Here is a 17,683-nt window from a genome sequence, read left to right as displayed (position 1 = left end):
GCGGCGATGCGATCAAGCGCCCCTCGCCGATCAGAAGATCTTGGCGAACTCTTCGACGTTCTTGGCGTCGTAGACGAACGGGTCGGCCATGGCGCCTTCATTGTTGTCGTCGAGCTTGACGGCGCCCATGCGGCCCATCTTCAGCTCCGCACCCGGCTTGGCTTCGGCACCGTTGATGAGATCATTGGCGATCATCGTGGCGGAATAGCCGAGATCGATCGGGTTCCAGATGGCGAAGGACTTGGAAGCGCCCGACTTGACGTGGCCGGCCATTTCCGAGGGAAGGCCGAGACCGGTAACGTTGATCTGGCCGATCTTGCCGGCGTCGGTGACGGCCTGGGCCGCGGCGACGATACCGACAGAGGTCGGCGCAATGATCGCCTTCAGGTTCGGATAGGACTGGATGAGCCCTTGCGTCTCGCGGTAGGACTTGTCGGCCAGGTCATCGCCGTAGACGGTCGCGACGACATTGATGCCCTTGTAGTTGCCCTGGACCTTCTTCATCTCCTCGATCCAGACGTTCTGGTTGGTCGAGGTCGCGGTTGCCGAGAGCACCGCGACGTCGCCGCCATCCGGCAGATTGTCGGCGGCGAGCTTGATGATCATGTTGCCGATCAGCGGGCTCGAAGACGGGTTGAGGTGCATCAGGCGGCCGTCCTTGGCCACGCCGCTGTCCCAGGAAATGACCTTGATGCCGCGATCCATCGCCTTCTTCAGCGCCGGAACGAGCGCATCGGTGTCGTTGGCCGATACCGCGATCGCGTCGACCTTCTGGGCGATCAGCGAGTTGATCACCTCGATCTGGCCTTCCGCGGTCGTCGTCGTCGGGCCGGTATAGATCACCTCGACATTGCCCAGTTCCTTGGCGGCTTCCTGCGCGCCCTTGTTGGCGGCTTCGAAGAAGCCGATGCCGAGCGCCTTGACGACGAGCGCGATCTTCTTGTTTTCCGCATGCGCGGCATTGGCCATCAACGCCAGCGAAACGGCGGCCGTGACCATCAATGATTTCAGGATCTTCATTTCCACTCCTCCCATGGACCGGAACGCGACCGGGATGATCGCATCGTCCGGCACTGACCTTCTCCAATTCAAGACCGGCCCGGTCTTTTGCGACCGGTGCCGATCTCCCCCTCCCCCGACCGTCTCAAGCGGTCGAGGATGCAGTCTGCGTATCGGCGCCGGACCTGGCATTGGCGATCACCAGGCGCACGCCGGCATTTTCAAGCATCGCGGCATGCCTGTCCTCGATGCCCTGATCCGTGATCACAGTGGCGATCCGCTTCAATCCGCACAGGATGAGGCTGGAGCGCTTGTGGAATTTCGAGGAATCGACCAGCACGACGAGTTCGTCGGCCTGATCGATCAGCTTCTGTTCGGCCTGGATCAGCAGCGGATCCGCTTCCATCAGGCCGAGCGGCCCGAGCCCCTGGGCTCCCATGAACATGCGGCGCGCATAGAAATTGCGCGTCACGTCATTGTCGAACGGGCTCAGGATGATGTTCTGCTCGCGATAGATCGTGCCGCCCGACAGCATCACCGTGTTCTTCGAATGCTTGAGCAGGTGCTCGGCAATCGGAAACGAGTTGGTGAAGACCTGCATGCGCCGGTTGGTGAGAAAATGCACCATCTGGAACGTGGTGGTGCCGCCATTGATGATGATCGGCTCGCCGTCTTCGCACAGCCCCACCGCTTCCTTGGCGATTGCCTGCTTTTCGCGGGCATGCAGACTTTCATTGACCTTGAACGGCCGGCCGGCAAGCCCGACGAATTGCGGCGGATTGATCGCCTCCGCTCCGCCGCGCACGCGCCGCAGCCGCTTTTGCACGTGGAGTGCTGCGATATCACGCCGGATCGTCGCCTCGGAACTGTCGGTCAGGTCGACCAGTTCCGGCACCGTGACGACGGGCTTTTCCTGAACCGCCGACAGAATGATCCGATGTCTTTCTTTCTCGTGCATCCGCTCCTCCGATAATGTGCATGCTTCCATCACGACCAAACATTGTCAATCACAAACAATCATATTTTTTCATTGTGCAGTGCGATATGCGCGAACTTGATCGTTTTTGATTGACAATGACTTTCGGCCCATGTGATCTGATGCCAACCACATCTCCACGCGGCCGCCAAGCCGCATGGCAACGGACCGGGAGGATTTTCGAGATGCTCGACAAGCAACAGGGCGCGCGGCTTGCCAATCTATGGGATGAGGCAAAGGCGGCCGGCATGACCGAGCCCGAGCGTCTTCTATACCGCTCGAACCTGCTCGGCTCCGACAAGCGCATCACCAATTACGGCGGCGGCAACACCTCGGCCAAGGTGATGGAGAAGGATCCTCTGAGCGGCGAAACGGTCGAGGTTCTCTGGGTCAAGGGTTCCGGCGGCGACGTCGGCACGATCAAGATGGACGGTTTCGCGACGCTCTACATGGACAAGCTGAATGCGCTGAAGGGCATCTATCGCGGCGTCGCCTTCGAAGACGAGATGGTCGGCTATCTGCCGCATTGCACCTTCGATCTCAATCCGCGCGCCGCTTCGATCGATACGCCGCTGCATGCCTATGTGCCGAGGAAACATGTCGACCACATGCATCCAGACGCGATCATCGCGATTGCGGCGAGCAAGGACAGCCAGAACCTGACCGACAACCTGTTCGGCGGCGAAATCGGCTGGCTGCCCTGGAAGCGACCCGGCTTCGAGCTCGGTCTCTGGCTCAGCGATTTCTGCGCGAAGAACCCGCAGGCGCGCGGCGTCATCCTGGAAAGCCACGGCCTCTTTACCTGGGGCGACACGGCCAAGGAGGCATACGAGACGACGATCGAGATCATCAATGTCGCGATGGACTGGTTCGCGGAATACAACAGCGGCCCGGCCTTCGGCGGCGCCGCAAAGCCGACGCTCGAGACAGCCGAACGCGTTGCAATCGCCAAACGGCTGATGCCGGCGATCCGCGGCCTCATCACCACCGACGAGCGCAAGGTCGGCCATTTCGACGACAGCCAGGCCGTACTCGACTTCGTCACGTCGAAGGATCTGAAGCCGCTGGCAGCGCTCGGCACCAGCTGCCCCGACCATTTCCTGCGCACCAAGATCCGGCCGCTGGTCGTCGATTTCGATCCTGCGGCCGCCGACATCGAAAAGACGATTGCCGGCCTGCCGGACGCGGTCAAAGCCTATCGCGCCGATTACGCCGCCTACTACGAGCGCTGCAAGCATGCGGACAGCCCTGCCATGCGCGATCCAAACGCAGTGGTCTATCTCGTGCCGGGCGTCGGCATGATCACCTTTGCCAAGGACAAGGCGACCGCCCGCATCTCCGGCGAGTTCTACGTCAATGCCATCAACGTCATGCGCGGCGCCTCCGGCGTGTCGACCTATGTCGGCCTGCCGGAACAGGAAGCCTTCGACATCGAATACTGGCTGCTTGAAGAAGCCAAGCTGCAGCGCATGCCGAAGCCGAAGAGCCTGGCCGGCCGCATCGCGCTGGTCACCGGCGGCGCCGGCGGCATCGGCAAGGCCACCGCGCACCGGCTGATGCAGGAGGGCGCCTGCGTCGTCATCGCCGATATCGACGAGACGGCGCTGGCGGCGGCCGAAAGCGAGCTTGCGGGCCGTCACGGCAAGGACTTCGTGCGCTCGGTCAGCATGAACGTCACCAGCGAGACGGCCGTCGAAGCTGGCTTCGGCGATACGCTGCTTGCCTTTGGCGGCCTCGACATTCTGGTCTCCAATGCGGGCCTTGCCTCCTCGGCCACCGTCGAGGACACGACGCTGGCGCTCTGGACCAAGAACATGGACATTCTCGCAACCGGCTACTTCCTCGTCTCGCGCGAGGCGTTCCGGGTGTTCCGCAACCAGAAGGCCGGCGGCAACGTCGTCTTCGTCGCCTCCAAGAACGGCCTTGCGGCCTCCCCCGGCGCATCGGCCTATTGCACCGCCAAGGCGGCCGAAATTCACCTTGCCCGCTGCCTGGCGCTCGAAGGCGCGTCAGCACAGATCCGCGTCAACGTCGTCAACCCGGACGCGGTGCTGCGCGGCTCGAAGATCTGGACCGGCGAGTGGAAGGAACAGCGCGCCGCCGCCTACAAGATGGATGTCGACGACCTCGAAGCGCACTATCGCGAACGCTCGATGCTGAAGCTCAGCGTGTTCCCGGAGGACATCGCCGAGGCGATCTACTTCCTGGCCTCGGACATGTCGGCGAAATCGACCGGCAACATCGTCAATGTCGACGCGGGCAACGCCCAGTCGTTCACCCGCTGATCCGGAGATTTTGATGAGCACCATGATCGGCAAGACCGTCGTCGACGCGGAAAACCAACGTCGCGAGGCGGCACTGCGCGAGGATTATGCCAGCCTCGGCGAGAGGCTGTCGCGTCGCGGCGTCGACATCGAAGCCATCAAGCGGAAGGTCGCTGCCTATGGCGTCGCCGTGCCTTCCTGGGGTGTCGGCACCGGCGGCACGCGCTTTGCCCGCTTCCCCGGCAAGGGCGAGCCGCGCAACATCTTCGACAAGCTCGAAGACTGCGCCGTCATCCAGCAGCTGACGCGCGCGACCCCGAAGGTCTCTCTGCACATCCCGTGGGACAAGGTGAGCGACATCTCCGAGCTGAAGCAGAAAGGCTCGGCCCTCGGCCTCGGCTTCGACGCGATGAACTCCAACACGTTCTCGGATGCGCCCGGACAGGCGCATTCCTACAAGTTCGGTTCGTTGTCGCACAGCGACGCCGCCACGCGCGCCCAGGCGGTCGAGCACAATCTCGAATGCATCGATATCGGCCGGCAGCTCGGTTCGAAGGCTCTGACCGTCTGGGTCGGCGACGGTTCCAACTTTCCCGGCCAGAGCAACTTCACACGGTCGTTCGAGCGCTATCTCGATGCGATGAAATCGGTCTATGCCGCCCTTCCCGATGACTGGCGGGTCTTTACCGAGCACAAGATGTTCGAGCCGGCCTTCTATTCGACCGTCGTCCAGGACTGGGGCACCAACTACCTGATCGCCCAGGAACTCGGCCCCAAGGCATTCTGCCTTGTCGACCTCGGCCATCACGCGCCCAACGTCAATATCGAGATGATCGTCGCCCGGCTCATCCAGTTCAAGAAGCTCGGCGGGTTCCATTTCAACGATTCCAAATACGGCGACGACGACCTCGACACCGGCTCGATCGATCCTTACCGCCTCTTCCTTGTCTTCAACGAACTCGTCGATGCCGAGACACGCGGAGCCGAGGGGTTCGATCCCGCCCATATGCTCGACCAGAGCCACAACGTTACCGACCCGATCGAAAGCCTGATGACCAGCGCGATGGAAGTCTGCCGCGCCTATGCCCAGGCGCTGATCGTCGACCGGCAGGCGCTTGATGGCTTCCAGCAGGACAACGATGCGCTGATGGCGACGGAAACGCTGAAGACAGCGTTTCGAACCGACGTCGAGCCGATCCTGGCGATGGCGCGTCTCGAAAGCGGCGGGGCGATCGCGCCGGTCGCGACCTATCGGGCGAGCGGATACCGCGCCAAGGTGGCAAGCGAGCGGCCGGTGGTGGCCGGCGGTGGCGGCGGCATCGTCTGAGGTCCGCCAATCTCCTTCAGAATCGACACGCCGCGGGCTGCCGCCGCGCGGCGTGTTCGCGCCCTTGCGCGGCGAGGCGCCGTGTGGGATCGGCCATTCCAGCTGGCACCGGCAGAAGTGCGACCTCGCATTCTTTCCAAAAAATCATCGCGCTATGAAATTGCCCCCTATCTGATTTCAATTCCTGGTCTATCTTTCATCTTGCAGCACCACGCGCCCGATCGGCGAAGCATGCTGCGGCGCTTTGAATTGCCGCATGTTTCCCTCACGGATCAGCTGGGATTTGAGGAGACGTGCTTAAGGTCCAACGGAAAGGGAACCATTCATGGGTATCGAAAGCATTCTCGTCTTCCTGATCGTCGGCGCGGTCGCCGGCTGGCTTGCCGGCCTGATCGTCAAGGGCTTCGGCTTCGGCCTGATCGGCAACATGGTCGTCGGCATCATCGGTGCCTTCATCGCCGGCTTCCTCTTTCCCGCCATCGGCATCAGCCTCGGGACGGGCGTGCTCTCGGCGATCCTGCACGCGACGATCGGTGCCGTGATCCTGCTTGTCTTGATCCGCATCGTCAAACAGGCCTGACGGCAAACTGTCGCGCCATCGATACCGGACGGCTCGCCGATGCGACGGGCCGTTCTGCGACCAAAGGAAGGAATGGACCATGAGCGAACTCCACACCGACAACATCGAGACGGCGCTGAAGGCGTTCATGGCCGACCACCCGGGCAAGCTGACGCGAGAGCAGGCGATCGCGGCGATCCTTGAAAACTGGTTCACCACCCATGGCTACCTGCCGGCACAGCAGGAAGGCATGCGCCCGGAAGAGCTTGACGCCTCCAACGACGATTGAGACAGTTCCGCCGCCGGCAGCGTCGCTGCGACCTGAAGGCGTTCGTCCGCCCGATCTCCATCCCCAAACCATTGCCAGAGCCTGAAGCCCGATCATGAGCCTTACATCCGTCAAACAGTTCTTCTCCGAACACGCCCCCGATATCGACGTCATCGAGCTCCAGCAGAGCACGGCCACCGTGGCACTTGCCGCCGAAGGCCATGGCGTCGAACCCGCCCAGATCGCCAAGACGCTCGCCCTTCGGGTCGGTGACGACGTGATCCTGATCGTGACGCGGGGCGACGCGCGGCTCGACAACAAGAAGTACAAGGCTCGCTTCGGCACCAAGGCCCGCATGCTCGGCTTCGACGAGGTCGAGGCGGAAACAGGGCATCCGGTCGGCGGCGTTTGCCCCTTCGGGCTTGCCAAGCCCCACAGCATCTATTGCGACCTGTCGCTCAAGGCCTATGACATCGTCGTTCCGGCTGCCGGCGCGACCAATGCGGCCGTACACATCAATCCGCAACGCATCGCCGAACTGACGGGCGCCGAATGGATCGACGTTTCCGAAACGTGATCCGGGCAGCGGACACCTGGCCGACGCTTCGGAAAAATGGTCGTCGCCTTGCTATGGCCACAAAGCTTAACTGAAACCTAAGCTGCGCCCCGGCAGTGATTTGCCGGGCCCGCCCACCTTTTCCCAGTCAGGACCCGTCCAGCATGAAGACAGTCGCGTACCCGCTCATCTTCGCCGCCACATTTTCTCCGGCGCTGGCGATGGATCAGTCCCTGGTGCGACAGTTCGAAAAGCTCGATCCGCAGACCCGTCTGGAGCAGCGCTGCGACACCGAGGCGATGGAGCGCATCAATGCCGACAAGTCGACCTTCAAGCCCGACAAGGTGATCGCGTACACCTTTGCCGAACCTGTCATGAAGGAAGACAAGATGAAGGCGCCGGGCGCCGTCTTCCGCAGCAAGGGAGAATGGTACAAGCTGAAATTCAAGTGACTGACCGACGCCGAGCACCTGGATATCCTGTCCTTCGAGTACAAGATCGGCGAGCTGGTGCCGCACGAAAGCTGGGACGAGTTCTTCCTCTATCCCTGAAGTTAGGACAAACGGGCGCGCGAGACGCTGCCGGTTTCTTGCCGTCGCTAGATTACGGCCATCAGAAACAACAATGAGCCGAGCGACATCGCGGCCATGATGCTCATCAGCATCTTCATCATGTGATCTGCCATTTCGTACATCCTTGCCTCTACTCCCTCAGGAATGAACGAATGCCTGCTTTTGGAGCGCAGCATGCCTGGCACGCAGGCTTGAAACGCCCAGTCGACACGATCCCACCGGTTCCGTGCACAATCTGCTATCAAAGGATGAAGTTGCGCCGACATGGTTAACAATTGGTTAACGGTGTCGGCGTTACGCGTGTTGGTTCCCTGCCCATGCCTGGCGAGAAGCGTGAGGTTGGCTGACATTGGCGCCTATCGCCAGGGCATCGATTGGCAGACCTCGGGCATTGCAAGCCGGATTGCGCGCGCATCACTCGGTTGTGGCGCGCCAGTCGTAGGTCGCACGTCAGGTTCGATCTCGGTCCCCTGCGGATTTCCAAATGCTTCTTTAAAGGGAAAGTCATCTCTGCCATAAGAGCGCGAGGAACGCACGCGTGCGTGGTGGAGGTTAGAATGCCCGAAATCAGTATCGGCTTGGCTGTTTATAATGGAGGACATCACCTCCGACTGGCCATCGACTCGATATTAAAGCAGAGCTTTGCTGATTTTGAGCTGATCATCTCCGACAACGCATCCACCGATGAAACAGAACAAGTTTGCCGGGAGTTTGCGAACTGCGACAGCAGGATAAGATACTTCAGGCAGACGAAGAACATTGGCGCGGTCAATAACTTCCGCTTTGTTCACACGCAGGCAACCGCACCATTGTTCAAGTGGGCAGCTCATGATGACTGGATCGATCCGGATTGGCTATCTGTTCTGGTGCCTGTCGCAAAAGATCAGCGCGCTATTGTTTTCGGCCAGTTGCAAATGGTGACTTACGACGGCCAGAACATGACGCATCAGGCAAATGGGCGGGAGCTGCAGTATGTAGGGCCGGCGTGGTCGCGACAACTGGCATATGCTATCGAGCCCGCGAACCTTGGAAAGGCGAATGTCATCTACGGCATCTTCCCGACGGACGCGATTACTGAGGAGAGCCTCAGAGTTTTCTCAACCTACGGCGCACCTGGCGATGTGATGATGATGACCGAGTGCCTCGGCCGTCTCCCAATCGTTTGCGGCGGCCACAGTCGCCTTTTCAAAAGGGCTGCACCTCCGCGTCTGCCCGGTGCGGTGAAGGAGAAACGGGCATCCATCTTCGAGCGCACCATGTTGCGCCAATTCCTATCACTCGGTCCGGCATCGTTTCGGATCGGCTACCTGCTGCTCTATCCGGTTGCACTGGGACGTATGAAATATGGGCGCAAGCTTCGCCGACTTGGCGCTCGACTGCTCGGTAGATCGCTGGCCTGAAACACCCAGCTCCAAATGAGCTGGAAAGGCGCCCGTCAATGCCAACTCAGGACTGGCGCTCGTCGACTGCCTTGGCTGAAAGCTCCATCGAGCGCAAGCCGACGGGTGCGCCAATGGCTTGCGGAAGCAATAGATCGCGTCTCAGTGTGACGCCGATCTATTGAAGATCTTCGATAGACTGCATCCGGGCAAGCGGGACAGGTCGGCAAACCGGTCCCGCTTCACCGCTGTCCCGCTCAAGCTAGCTAAGACGCTTCAGGTACCCGCCAGGGGCGACCGTGATCAGAAGTTTGTTGTCGATCGACTGATCGACTTCGAACTCCGGGTGCACCTTCAGATACTCGGCTACTGCCGATTTTGGACTATCGCCAGGGCCCCATGGCCGGTCGCCCGACAGTTCCTTTGGCAGATCCTCGACCACGGTGTCGAACACGACGCAATAGCTGCCGACGCTGGTCAGGGGTGCATAGAGATTGAGCTCTTCGAGAACATGCGCGTGCGTATGGTTGCTGTCGAGGCTGACCAGAATGCGCGAGTACCCCGCCGCCACCTTGCGAACCTGCTCCACGATCTCCGGCGCCGTGCTGGAACCTTGTATCATCTCGATCCGCGACGCCATCGGGTGGGCCTCGATCGCAGCCTTGTTGTGGGCGCGAATATCAATGTCGATGCCCAGAACCTTGCGCTTCGGTTTCGCAGGATCAACAATTTCACCCTTCTCGGCGGCTTCCGACAGTTCCAGCAATGCCAGCATCGAGGCATTGAGGATCAGCGAACCGCCGTGGGCAATGCCGGTTTCGATGATCAGGTCCGGCTTCACGGTCCAGATCAATTCCTGCATGGCGACCATATCCTGCGGATACTGGATGATCGGCCGGCCTAGCCAGAAATAATTGTAGGAATACTGTGAGGCGATCGACGTACGCATGAACTGAGCGGCGCTATCGTTCAGGTCCTTGTTTGCAGGCACGGCCGCGACGCGGCCTTCAACCTCCTTGGCAAATTCACTCATTGTCGATCCCCACGTAGGTATAGGCATTATGAGACTGCATTCGAATTTCCTCGAGATAATTGGAGTTCATGACGTAGATCGTCGAGCCATGCGGAAGCTTCGCCAGCGCGTCTTCCGGTGATTGCACCATGAGGCCCGTCGCCGGCAGAAATTTGCCCTGCTTGGCCGGATTGATGTCGATGACCATATCGACCGGCTGTCCCTGGCGGGACTTGAGCAAGGAGAAGGTGACGCCCTTCGACGCGCCGCCCCAGATCGCCGAGCTGCCGACCGGCGCGATCGTGTCGCCAAGCGTGTGTGTGAAGTCGGCGGGGAAACTCACCCGATCGGCTTCCTCGCACACCGGCGGGCGCAGCGAGTCGAGTTCCGCCACGACATAGAGATACTGGTCGCCGAAAATGCGGCCGCTCTCGATGACCTTGCCGAACATCCGGTGGAAATCGGAGAGGCGGAAGTAGTTAACGTGCTCGTAGAATATGTCAAACCACGCGCGGTGCTCCATAATCCAGTCGAAGCAGGGCACCTCAAGATAAATGCGCCCCTTGCCTCCGTTTGCCTTGCAGAGTTCGACGAGGAAATCGTAAGGGTTCTGGATATGCTCCAGCACATGGCGAAGGATCAGGCCCTCGCCCTGCACATCCACGCCTGCCTCGAAATAATGTCGCTTGACGCGGGGGTTGTCGCCCTCGTAGGTCGGGTCGAAACCGGTAAGGTCGAAGCCTTTTTCAAGCAGCATTTCCAGGAAAAGGCCCTTACCGCAGCCGACTTCGACCAGATTTCGACGGCCCATCGTGCGCTCGACGATGCCTGAGACCATTTCCAGATGCTGGTGGAAATGCGGGCTGACGCCCTGCTCGTTATTGTAGTTGCCGTCATAGTCCATGAGCTTCGGGTCGAACGCATCGTTGTCGATGAGCCCCGTTTTCAGGTCCTGCACCAGCCGGATGTCGCCTTTGGCGCATCTCTGAGCTTCCGCCGCCGTCGAATAAACGCGGTTCTGGAATGTCGGCAATTGTGACTGCTCATAAAGCAGGGCTTTGTCTTTGGTCGTCATATCATCACCGAGTTAATCCCACGACACATGGAGGATCTACCAAATTGTCGGGGCGCGCGCCGAACCGCAAAAGATCGCGGCGGTTATATTCATCGGCCACCCGCTCCGCTATCTGCCGCACCGTGACTGGTGTGCCCGAGCAGATGTTCACCGGCCCGGATTTGTCCCCGAGGCCGATATCTGCAATCTGTTTTCCCGCCTCACGGACATCCATGAAATCACGGATCTGGTTGCCGCTGGTCAGTTCCACCGGGTTACCGGCGGAAAGCTGCGCCCGCAGATAGGGAAACAGCCGCCGCTCGTCTTCACCCTCGCCAAACAGATAGAACAGCCGGCACCAGGCAAAAGCAATGCCGTGTAGCGGCAGCCATTGCGACAGCGCCATGAAAACCGCGGCCTTGGCCCCTGCATAGGGGCTGATCGGACGAAGCGGGGTGTCAGTCGACAGCATGCCAGCCGACAGGTCGTATTCGAAACAGGTGCCAACGCCGACAAACCGTCTGACGCCCGCGAGCGCCGCCGCCTGCGCCATCCGCAGCGTGCCTTCGAGGCAGACGATATTTTCTGCGGAATGGAGATACTTGCCGGGCTCCGCATACCAGGCAACGTGTACAACGGTATCGATACCGTCGAACGCTTTCGCCCACCACTCGACCGGTTCGCGAAACAGATCCGGTGTCGTAACCACGTCTTCTACGCTGGAAAGATTGCCAAGCCGGCTTTCAGATGATCCCGAGCGAAGGACGAGCCGCACGGAAGCGCCCGCTTCGTTCAGGGCCCGCAGGACCTGCCGACCGACGAAACCGGTGCCCCCGGTCACTAGAACGCGGTTCGTCATGTGATCTGCAGCCTCGGTACAGCGGTGACGAATTTCGTGCCCTGTCCGGCAAGCGATGCAAGCTGCTGGCGAACTTCCGTCGCGATGTTCCAAGGCAGGATCAGGACATAATCCGGACGGTTCCTGATGATTTCATCTGGATGCAGGATCGGGATATGGCTGCCGGGCATATACTTGTTCTGCTTTGCCGGCGCCGCATCGCACACGAAAGGCAACAGATCGGGTTTGACACCCGCAAAGTTCAGCAGCGTGTTGCCCTTGGCCGCCGCGCCATAGGCGGCGATCGTCTTGCCGTCGCGTTTGGCCTGCAGCAGAAAAGCCAGCGCATCATTCTTGACCTGCTCTGCCTGTTGCTGGAATGCGCAATACGGCGCGGTGGTCCGCAACCCATGCGTTTCCTCTTCGTTGAGCAGCGTGGCCACAGCATCCGTCGTCTGCCGTGCGTCGTCGGCGTGACAACCATAAACGCGCAGGCTTCCACCATGGGTTGGCAGCTCTTCCACGTCAAAGACCCTAAGGCCGACGCTGTCGAAGATCTTTGCCACCGTAAAGAGCGACAGATAGGAAAAGTGCTCATGATAGACTGTGTCGAACTGATGGTGTTCGATGAGCCGCATCAAGTGCGGGAATTCGAGCGTCACGGTACCGCCGGCTTTCAGCGCAGCCTTCAAGCCGCGGGTGAAATCGTTGATGTCGGGCACATGAGCATAGACATTGTTGCCGAGAATGAGATCCGCGCTTTTGCCCTGTGCCGTCAGCCCGGTGGCGACCGCCTCGCCGAAAAACGCGCGCAAAACCGGCACGCCGAGTTTTTCGGCGGCATCGGCAGTGCTGTCCGTCGGCTCCACGCCCAGGCACGGGATGCCTGCGGCGACGAAATTCCTCAGGAGATAGCCGTCATTGGAGGCGATCTCGACGACCATGCTGTTCGGTCCCAGACCGAGCCGCGCGGTCATCGTCTCGGTATAACGCTTGGCATGTGCGAGCCAACTGCTCGAGGCGCTGGAGAAATAAGCATATTCAGGGCTGAACAGCGCATCGGCAGCAGCATAGTCCTCCGTCTGCACCAACCAGCACTCTTCGCAGACCTTGAGCCGCAAAGGGAAATAGGTTTCCGGCCTGGCGAGATCCTCGACCGTCAGATAGGCATTGGACGGCGGCGCGAAGCCGAGGTCCAGGAAATCGCACCGAAGTGTGGAACCGCAGTGGCGGCAATTCATGGCGTCAGTCCCGCAAATTGATCTGTCAGGTAGGGGTGTTTCTTGTCGCGCTCGGACATTTCGGTGATATCGAGCGGCCACGCGATGCCGAGAGACGGATCCTGCGCATGCAGCGCACCTTCGCACCCGGCGACGTATGGCATGGAATGCAGATAGAGCAGTTCGCAGTCGCTGGTCAGCGCCTGGAACCCGTGCGCGAAACCTTCCGGGATCAACAGAGCACAGCGATTTTCTGCCGAAAGTTCCTGCGCGTGCCATTTCAGGAAGGTGCGAGAACCCGCTCGCAGATCGACGGCGACGTCGAGAACGGCACCGCGGACGCAGTTGACCAGCTTCATCTCCGCGTGTGGTGGATACTGGAAATGCATGCCCCGCACCGCGCCCTTTTTCGCCGTCATCGTCAGGTTGATCTGAGCAACCGGCTTTAGCCACCCGGCAGCACCAAGTTCGTCCGCACAGAACATGCGGCTGAGGAAACCGCGCGAATCCCCAAGGTTCTGGCGCTCGATCAGCTTCAAACCAGCCAGCGGCAGGTCGATGACGGCGAACCGGCTCAAGGCAGGGCCTCGAAGTCGCGGATTTCCGCTTCGCAGAGGGCCCGGACGTCGGCATCGTCGTCCTGAGCGCGATACCATTTCATCGTGCGATCAACGGCTTCGGCCAGCGACCATCGTGGCTCTATCCCGAGCACGTGCCGTGCCTTGGCAGTCTCCAGCGCCAGCCAGCCCGCCTCGTGCGGCCCCTCGGTTCCGTCGCCATACTTGACGTCGCCGCGGCCATAGGACGTGCGGGCAATATCAATCACCTGCCTTACGGAAGCGGCGTCGTTGCTGACCGGTCCGAAGTTGAAGGCGTCGGACAAAGAGGGATCGCTCCACAGCCGCTCGGCCAAGACGAGATAGGCGGAAAGCGGTTCGAGGACATGCTGCCAAGGGCGCCGCGCTTCCGGCCGGCGCACATGCAGAACGTCACCGGATCGCCAGGCGCGCACAGCGTCCGGCAGCAGCCGGTCAGTCGACCAGTCACCGCCACCGATGACATTGCCGGCGCGTGCGCTGGCGACGGCAACACCTCGCTCGTGAAGAAACGAATCCCGATAGCTCGCTATGACGATTTCGGCGGCCGCCTTGCTGGCGCTGTAGGGATCGTGGCCACCGAGATGATCCGTCTCCCTGTAGGGAAAGGCATGTTCGAGGTTGCGGTAGACCTTGTCTGTGGTGACCGCCAAGACAACTCGGGTGGAAGGCGTCGAACGGACCGCGTCGAGAAGGTTGGCCGTCCCCATGACATTCGTGGCAAACGTACCGAGCGGATCCTGATAGCTCCGCCGCACCAGTGCCTGAGCCGCGAGATGCAAGATGACCTCGGGCGCAGCGGCTTGCATTGTCTCTGCAAGCCTTGCGCCGTCGCGAATATCGAGAACGTGGCTTTCCGCATCCGTGCGCGCCAGCGTAAAGAGATTTGGCTGCGTGTCGGGAGCAAGCGAAATACCGGTGACCCTGGCGCCCAGATGCCTCAGCCAGATCGCCAACCATGCGCCCTTGAAACCGGTGTGCCCTGTCAGAAGAACGGATTTCCCGCTCCAGAAGCGTCCGTTTGGTCTGGCGCCGCCGTTCACTGCCAGATCTTCCATGGCGCCTTTCCTGATGCCCACAGGTCTTCGAGCATGTTCTTCTCGCGCAACGTATCCATCGGTTGCCAGAAGCCGTCATGTTCATAGGCCATGATCTCACCTCTGGCCGCCAGCGTCGTCATGGGGTCCGATTCCCAAGGTGTACTGTCGCCCTGGATCAGATCGATGCACTTTGGCGACAGGACGAAAAAACCACCGTTGATCAGGCCGCCATCGCCACGCGGTTTCTCGACGAAACCGGTGACCTGATTGCCGCGACGTTCCAGCGCGCCATAGCGGCCTGGCGGGTGGACGGCAGTGACCGTGGAAAGCTTGCCGTGCGCGCGATGAAACTTGATGAGCTCCGTAATGTTGACGTCACTCAGCCCGTCTCCATAGGTGAAGCAGAAACTGTCCTCGTCGCGCAAGTAATCACCAACGCGCTTCAGGCGGCCGCCAGTCATCGTCGTTTCGCCGGTGTCGATCAGCGTCACTTTCCACGGGTCGGCGCTGCGCCGATGGACCTGCATCTCGTTCAAGGCCATGTCGAAGGTGACGTCGGACATGTGCAGGAAGTAGTTGGCGAAATACTCCTTGATGACATAGCCCTTGTAGCCGCAGCAAATGACGAACTCGTTCACGCCATGGGCGGAATACAGCTTCATGATATGCCAGAGGATCGGACGACCGCCGATCTCGATCATCGGCTTGGGCCTTAGATGCGTCTCTTCGGAAATACGGGTTCCCAACCCGCCGGCCAGAATCACAGCTTTCATTTTTATCTCTTCCAAGAAGACTTGGCCCGGCTTCATCCACTGTCGTTTCATGGAGCACAGCAGTTCGACTTGTCAACCGACGCACGAAGTCGATGCCTTGTCGGCTAGCAGTTCTCAATGGAAATCTTTGGCAGGGCCGGCGCAAGCTGCTGCGCGAATCGGCAGCGCGACGCACCTTGAATGAACGCGTTCGTGACCGGCTGTGGCAAGCACGGAAGCCTATTTCCAAAACAAGGAGAAACAGACGTACACTGCAGAAATTGGGATCATTCGAAAAATGAATGGTGCCCGGAGGCGGATTTGAACCACCGACACGCGGATTTTCAATCCGCTGCTCTACCAACTGAGCTATCCGGGCATCCTGCCGTTGCGGGCAGCGGTTCCTTTCGGAACCCTCGGGGCGTTGTTTGTGCCCCGGAAGCGAGCGGGGTTATAACATGATGTTCGGCGGTGTCCAGCACCAAATGAAAGTTTTTTGGCAGTTATTTCAAAGAGTGTGGAAAAAGCCGAAAAACTGAGGATATTCAGGCAGATCGCGGTCAGCGATCGTCGTCGTCGGCTTTCGCCTCGTCGTCTGCCACGGGAATGGCATAGGATCCCGATAGCCAGCGATTGAGGTCGACATTGCGGCAACGGTCCGAGCAGAAGGGATAGTGCTCGCGGTGCGAAGGGCGACCGCATTCAGGGCAAGGACGCGGCGCACGCAGGGGTGCTATGTTCGATGCGCTTTTCTTGTCTTCGTCCGTCACTGCCTTCAGCCTTCCAGCCAACGATTGTGAACGTCGTAGCCTTCGCCGACCAAGAGGCCGACCGTCTCATAGAGCGGCAGGCCGACGACATTGCTGTAGGAGCCGACGAGCTTGACCACGAAGCTCCCGGCAATGCCCTGGATCCCATAGGCACCTGCCTTGCCGCGCCACTGGCCGGAAGCAAGATAGCTCTCGATGTCGAAACCGGAAAGGCGCTTGAAGCGAACCTTCGTGTCGACCACCTTCTGGCGCAGCGTCCTGTCGGGCGTGATCAGGCAGACGCCGGTGTAGACACGGTGGCTGCGGCCCGACAAGAGATGCAGAGCGCTCGAGGCTTCGCTGACGAGTTCCGGCTTCGGCAGGATGCGACGGCCGACGCAGACGACCGTGTCCGCCGCCAGGATATAGCTGCCATCCCAGCCCGCTTCGCCCTTGATCGCAGCGAGCGCCGCCTTGGCCTTCTCGGCCGACAGGCGACGCGCCAGCGAACGCGGATGCTCGGAACGCTTCGGCGTCTCGTCGAGATCCATCGGCATCAGACGCGCAGGCTCGATGCCTGCCTGGGCCAAAAGCTCGACGCGACGCGGCGAACCGGACGCCAGTATCAGTTTTTGAGCCTTTGTCATCGGAACGCGCCGTCACCCCAGAGATATGATGAAACCACCTGCGGGCGGATTACTTGAAGCGGTAGGTGATGCGACCCTTGGTCAGGTCGTAGGGCGTCATTTCGACAAGCACCTTGTCGCCGGCCAGAACGCGGATACGGTTCTTGCGCATGCGGCCTGCGGTGTGGGCAATAATCTCATGTTCATTTTCGAGCTTCACGCGGAAGGTCGCATTGGGAAGCAATTCCGTGACCACACCCGGGAATTCGAGGACTTCTTCTTTCGCCATGTAGGACTGTTCTTTCTGTGTTTGTTCGGGGATACGACACGCATCCCGAAAAATTCGCCGGAAACTACACAATCGACGAGGATTTGTGAACCGCTTTGCGCCGGCTTTTCAGCTTTTGTACTGCCTTAAGCCTTTTCGCCCGCGGGCGCCACTACCAGGCGGCGATTAATCAGCGTCGCCAGGTGATCGCGAACGGCGCGGTAGGCATCGACGATCTGCTCACGCGTGCCGGTGGCAACCGTCGGGTCCGGCGTCGGCCAGTAGACCACGTCGACGGCCATGGAGCGCGTGAGATCCAGCGCCAGATGGTGAGCTTCGGGCGCCAGCGTGACGATGAGGTCGAAGTAGTCGTCCTCGAGCTCGTCCAGCGTGCGCGGCTGGTGCCGCCCGACCGAAAGACCGACCTCCGCAAGCACGACGTCGACGAACGGATCGCGTTCGCCGTGGCGCACGCCGGCCGACGCCACATAGGTTCCCGATGGCAGGGCCGCCTTGGCGAGCGCCTCTGCCATCGGCGAGCGGATCGCATTCATGCCGCACATGAAGAGAACGGAGCGTGGCGTTGTCGGCGGCTGCGTCGCGGCTCCCGTCATCCCGGTCTCCGCCG

General features: G+C 60.6%; 20 protein-coding genes, 1 tRNA gene and 1 pseudogene. 7 read left to right on the top strand and 15 right to left on the bottom strand.

Going from position 1 to position 17,683, the window contains the following annotated elements; genetic code table 11:
- Positions 1 to 30: 30 nt before the first annotated feature.
- Both rhaS and RTP54_RS02810 read right to left on the bottom strand, forming a co-directional pair.
- The gene (rhaS, locus tag RTP54_RS02815; protein ID WP_112832733.1) at positions 31 to 1,020 is read right to left on the bottom strand and encodes a rhamnose ABC transporter substrate-binding protein; all 990 of its coding nucleotides are present in this window, start codon (positions 1,018 to 1,020) and stop codon (positions 31 to 33) included.
- Between the two features lie 124 nt (positions 1,021 to 1,144).
- Entirely contained in the window at positions 1,145 to 1,957 is an 813-nt protein-coding gene (locus RTP54_RS02810) for a DeoR/GlpR family DNA-binding transcription regulator (RefSeq protein WP_112818703.1), read from the bottom strand.
- 203 nt (positions 1,958 to 2,160) lie between these two features.
- Between RTP54_RS02810 and RTP54_RS02805 the strand changes: the two genes are divergently transcribed.
- The 6 genes and pseudogenes from RTP54_RS02805 (at position 2,161) to RTP54_RS02780 (ending at position 7,500) form a co-directional block, all read left to right on the top strand.
- Positions 2,161 to 4,260 (top strand): bifunctional rhamnulose-1-phosphate aldolase/short-chain dehydrogenase, encoded by a 2,100-nt coding sequence (locus tag RTP54_RS02805; protein ID WP_312360784.1) that lies wholly within the window; start codon positions 2,161 to 2,163, stop codon positions 4,258 to 4,260.
- Between the two features lie 13 nt (positions 4,261 to 4,273).
- The gene (gene rhaI, locus RTP54_RS02800; protein WP_312360781.1) at positions 4,274 to 5,566 is read left to right on the top strand and encodes an L-rhamnose catabolism isomerase; all 1,293 of its coding nucleotides are present in this window, start codon (positions 4,274 to 4,276) and stop codon (positions 5,564 to 5,566) included.
- Positions 5,567 to 5,891: 325 nt separating this feature from the next.
- Positions 5,892 to 6,146: a GlsB/YeaQ/YmgE family stress response membrane protein gene (locus RTP54_RS02795; RefSeq protein WP_112808930.1), complete on the top strand. Its 255-nt coding sequence runs from the start codon at positions 5,892 to 5,894 to the stop codon at positions 6,144 to 6,146.
- Between the two features lie 79 nt (positions 6,147 to 6,225).
- Positions 6,226 to 6,414 carry a hypothetical protein gene (locus tag RTP54_RS02790; RefSeq protein WP_112808931.1) on the top strand — a complete coding sequence of 63 codons (189 nt, stop codon included), beginning with the start codon at positions 6,226 to 6,228 and terminating at the stop codon, positions 6,412 to 6,414.
- 94 nt (positions 6,415 to 6,508) lie between these two features.
- Positions 6,509 to 6,970, top strand: a complete 462-nt coding sequence (locus tag RTP54_RS02785) for a YbaK/EbsC family protein (RefSeq protein ID WP_112808932.1) — start codon at positions 6,509 to 6,511, stop codon at positions 6,968 to 6,970.
- Positions 6,971 to 7,113: 143 nt separating this feature from the next.
- A pseudogene (locus RTP54_RS02780) lies at positions 7,114 to 7,500 on the top strand (DUF930 domain-containing protein).
- A 47-nt stretch (positions 7,501 to 7,547) separates the two neighbouring features.
- Here RTP54_RS02780 and RTP54_RS02775 read toward each other — a convergent pair.
- On the bottom strand, positions 7,548 to 7,871 hold the full coding sequence (locus tag RTP54_RS02775) for a hypothetical protein (RefSeq protein WP_312360779.1): 324 nt from the start codon (positions 7,869 to 7,871) through the stop codon (positions 7,548 to 7,550).
- Between the two features lie 207 nt (positions 7,872 to 8,078).
- Between RTP54_RS02775 and RTP54_RS02770 the strand changes: the two genes are divergently transcribed.
- Positions 8,079 to 8,921, top strand: coding sequence for a glycosyltransferase family 2 protein (locus tag RTP54_RS02770; RefSeq protein WP_312360778.1), 843 nt, complete (start codon positions 8,079 to 8,081; stop codon positions 8,919 to 8,921).
- A gap of 241 nt (positions 8,922 to 9,162) precedes the next feature.
- Here the strand turns inward: RTP54_RS02770 and RTP54_RS02765 are convergent, their stop codons facing one another.
- The 12 genes from RTP54_RS02765 to RTP54_RS02710 form a co-directional block, all read right to left on the bottom strand.
- On the bottom strand, positions 9,163 to 9,933 hold the full coding sequence (locus tag RTP54_RS02765; protein ID WP_312360776.1) for a cephalosporin hydroxylase family protein: 771 nt from the start codon (positions 9,931 to 9,933) through the stop codon (positions 9,163 to 9,165).
- Complete coding sequence (locus RTP54_RS02760) at positions 9,926 to 10,987, bottom strand: class I SAM-dependent methyltransferase (protein WP_312360774.1); 1,062 nt, start codon at positions 10,985 to 10,987, stop codon at positions 9,926 to 9,928. Before RTP54_RS02760 ends, RTP54_RS02765 begins: the two co-directional genes overlap by 8 nt.
- A gap of 4 nt (positions 10,988 to 10,991) precedes the next feature.
- The gene (locus tag RTP54_RS02755) at positions 10,992 to 11,825 is read right to left on the bottom strand and encodes an NAD(P)-dependent oxidoreductase (protein WP_312360769.1); all 834 of its coding nucleotides are present in this window, start codon (positions 11,823 to 11,825) and stop codon (positions 10,992 to 10,994) included.
- The gene (locus RTP54_RS02750) at positions 11,822 to 13,045 is read right to left on the bottom strand and encodes a class I SAM-dependent methyltransferase (protein ID WP_312360766.1); all 1,224 of its coding nucleotides are present in this window, start codon (positions 13,043 to 13,045) and stop codon (positions 11,822 to 11,824) included. The genes RTP54_RS02755 and RTP54_RS02750 overlap by 4 nt, the downstream gene beginning before the upstream one ends.
- Positions 13,042 to 13,602 (bottom strand): dTDP-4-dehydrorhamnose 3,5-epimerase family protein, encoded by a 561-nt coding sequence (locus RTP54_RS02745; RefSeq protein ID WP_312360765.1) that lies wholly within the window; start codon positions 13,600 to 13,602, stop codon positions 13,042 to 13,044. Before RTP54_RS02745 ends, RTP54_RS02750 begins: the two co-directional genes overlap by 4 nt.
- Positions 13,599 to 14,678 (bottom strand): CDP-glucose 4,6-dehydratase, encoded by a 1,080-nt coding sequence (gene rfbG, locus RTP54_RS02740; RefSeq protein ID WP_312360764.1) that lies wholly within the window; start codon positions 14,676 to 14,678, stop codon positions 13,599 to 13,601. Before rfbG ends, RTP54_RS02745 begins: the two co-directional genes overlap by 4 nt.
- Positions 14,660 to 15,433, bottom strand: coding sequence for a glucose-1-phosphate cytidylyltransferase (gene rfbF / locus RTP54_RS02735; RefSeq protein WP_312363147.1), 774 nt, complete (start codon positions 15,431 to 15,433; stop codon positions 14,660 to 14,662). The genes rfbG and rfbF overlap by 19 nt, the downstream gene beginning before the upstream one ends.
- A gap of 282 nt (positions 15,434 to 15,715) precedes the next feature.
- Positions 15,716 to 15,791, bottom strand: a tRNA-Phe gene (locus tag RTP54_RS02730).
- 181 nt (positions 15,792 to 15,972) lie between these two features.
- The gene (gene yacG, locus RTP54_RS02725; RefSeq protein WP_112832736.1) at positions 15,973 to 16,182 is read right to left on the bottom strand and encodes a DNA gyrase inhibitor YacG; all 210 of its coding nucleotides are present in this window, start codon (positions 16,180 to 16,182) and stop codon (positions 15,973 to 15,975) included.
- Positions 16,183 to 16,187: 5 nt separating this feature from the next.
- Complete coding sequence (locus RTP54_RS02720) at positions 16,188 to 16,808, bottom strand: Maf-like protein (RefSeq protein WP_112808935.1); 621 nt, start codon at positions 16,806 to 16,808, stop codon at positions 16,188 to 16,190.
- Between the two features lie 49 nt (positions 16,809 to 16,857).
- Positions 16,858 to 17,076: a translation initiation factor IF-1 gene (gene infA, locus RTP54_RS02715; protein ID WP_004435948.1), complete on the bottom strand. Its 219-nt coding sequence runs from the start codon at positions 17,074 to 17,076 to the stop codon at positions 16,858 to 16,860.
- Between the two features lie 125 nt (positions 17,077 to 17,201).
- Positions 17,202 to 17,669, bottom strand: coding sequence for a low molecular weight phosphatase family protein (locus RTP54_RS02710; RefSeq protein ID WP_112808936.1), 468 nt, complete (start codon positions 17,667 to 17,669; stop codon positions 17,202 to 17,204).
- Positions 17,670 to 17,683: the final 14 nt, after the last annotated feature.

Source organism: Ensifer sp., assembly GCF_031989085.1.
GTDB lineage: Bacteria > Pseudomonadota > Alphaproteobacteria > Rhizobiales > Rhizobiaceae > Ensifer.
The sequence above is the reverse complement of the archived record's forward strand: the minus strand, read 5'-3'. Positions and strand labels throughout refer to the sequence as shown.

Bases quoted from the DNA above. Each gene is read 5' to 3' on its own strand.
- RTP54_RS02710 (WP_112808936.1), bottom strand. From the start codon at position 17,669: ATGACGGGAGCCGCGACGCAGCCGCCGACAACGCCACGCTCCGTTCTC.
- infA (WP_004435948.1), bottom strand. From the start codon at position 17,076: ATGGCGAAAGAAGAAGTCCTCGAATTCCCGGGTGTGGTCACGGAATTG.
- RTP54_RS02810 (WP_112818703.1), bottom strand. From the start codon at position 1,957: ATGCACGAGAAAGAAAGACATCGGATCATTCTGTCGGCGGTTCAGGAA.
- RTP54_RS02755 (WP_312360769.1), bottom strand. From the start codon at position 11,825: ATGACGAACCGCGTTCTAGTGACCGGGGGCACCGGTTTCGTCGGTCGG.
- RTP54_RS02765 (WP_312360776.1), bottom strand. From the start codon at position 9,933: ATGAGTGAATTTGCCAAGGAGGTTGAAGGCCGCGTCGCGGCCGTGCCT.
- RTP54_RS02805 (WP_312360784.1), top strand. From the start codon at position 2,161: ATGCTCGACAAGCAACAGGGCGCGCGGCTTGCCAATCTATGGGATGAG.
- rhaS (WP_112832733.1), bottom strand. From the start codon at position 1,020: ATGAAGATCCTGAAATCATTGATGGTCACGGCCGCCGTTTCGCTGGCG.
- rfbG (WP_312360764.1), bottom strand. From the start codon at position 14,678: ATGGAAGATCTGGCAGTGAACGGCGGCGCCAGACCAAACGGACGCTTC.
- RTP54_RS02795 (WP_112808930.1), top strand. From the start codon at position 5,892: ATGGGTATCGAAAGCATTCTCGTCTTCCTGATCGTCGGCGCGGTCGCC.
- RTP54_RS02720 (WP_112808935.1), bottom strand. From the start codon at position 16,808: ATGACAAAGGCTCAAAAACTGATACTGGCGTCCGGTTCGCCGCGTCGC.
- rfbF (WP_312363147.1), bottom strand. From the start codon at position 15,433: ATGAAAGCTGTGATTCTGGCCGGCGGGTTGGGAACCCGTATTTCCGAA.
- RTP54_RS02790 (WP_112808931.1), top strand. From the start codon at position 6,226: ATGAGCGAACTCCACACCGACAACATCGAGACGGCGCTGAAGGCGTTC.
- RTP54_RS02750 (WP_312360766.1), bottom strand. From the start codon at position 13,045: ATGAATTGCCGCCACTGCGGTTCCACACTTCGGTGCGATTTCCTGGAC.
- RTP54_RS02785 (WP_112808932.1), top strand. From the start codon at position 6,509: ATGAGCCTTACATCCGTCAAACAGTTCTTCTCCGAACACGCCCCCGAT.
- RTP54_RS02760 (WP_312360774.1), bottom strand. From the start codon at position 10,987: ATGACGACCAAAGACAAAGCCCTGCTTTATGAGCAGTCACAATTGCCG.
- RTP54_RS02775 (WP_312360779.1), bottom strand. From the start codon at position 7,871: ATGTCAGCCAACCTCACGCTTCTCGCCAGGCATGGGCAGGGAACCAAC.
- rhaI (WP_312360781.1), top strand. From the start codon at position 4,274: ATGAGCACCATGATCGGCAAGACCGTCGTCGACGCGGAAAACCAACGT.
- RTP54_RS02770 (WP_312360778.1), top strand. From the start codon at position 8,079: ATGCCCGAAATCAGTATCGGCTTGGCTGTTTATAATGGAGGACATCAC.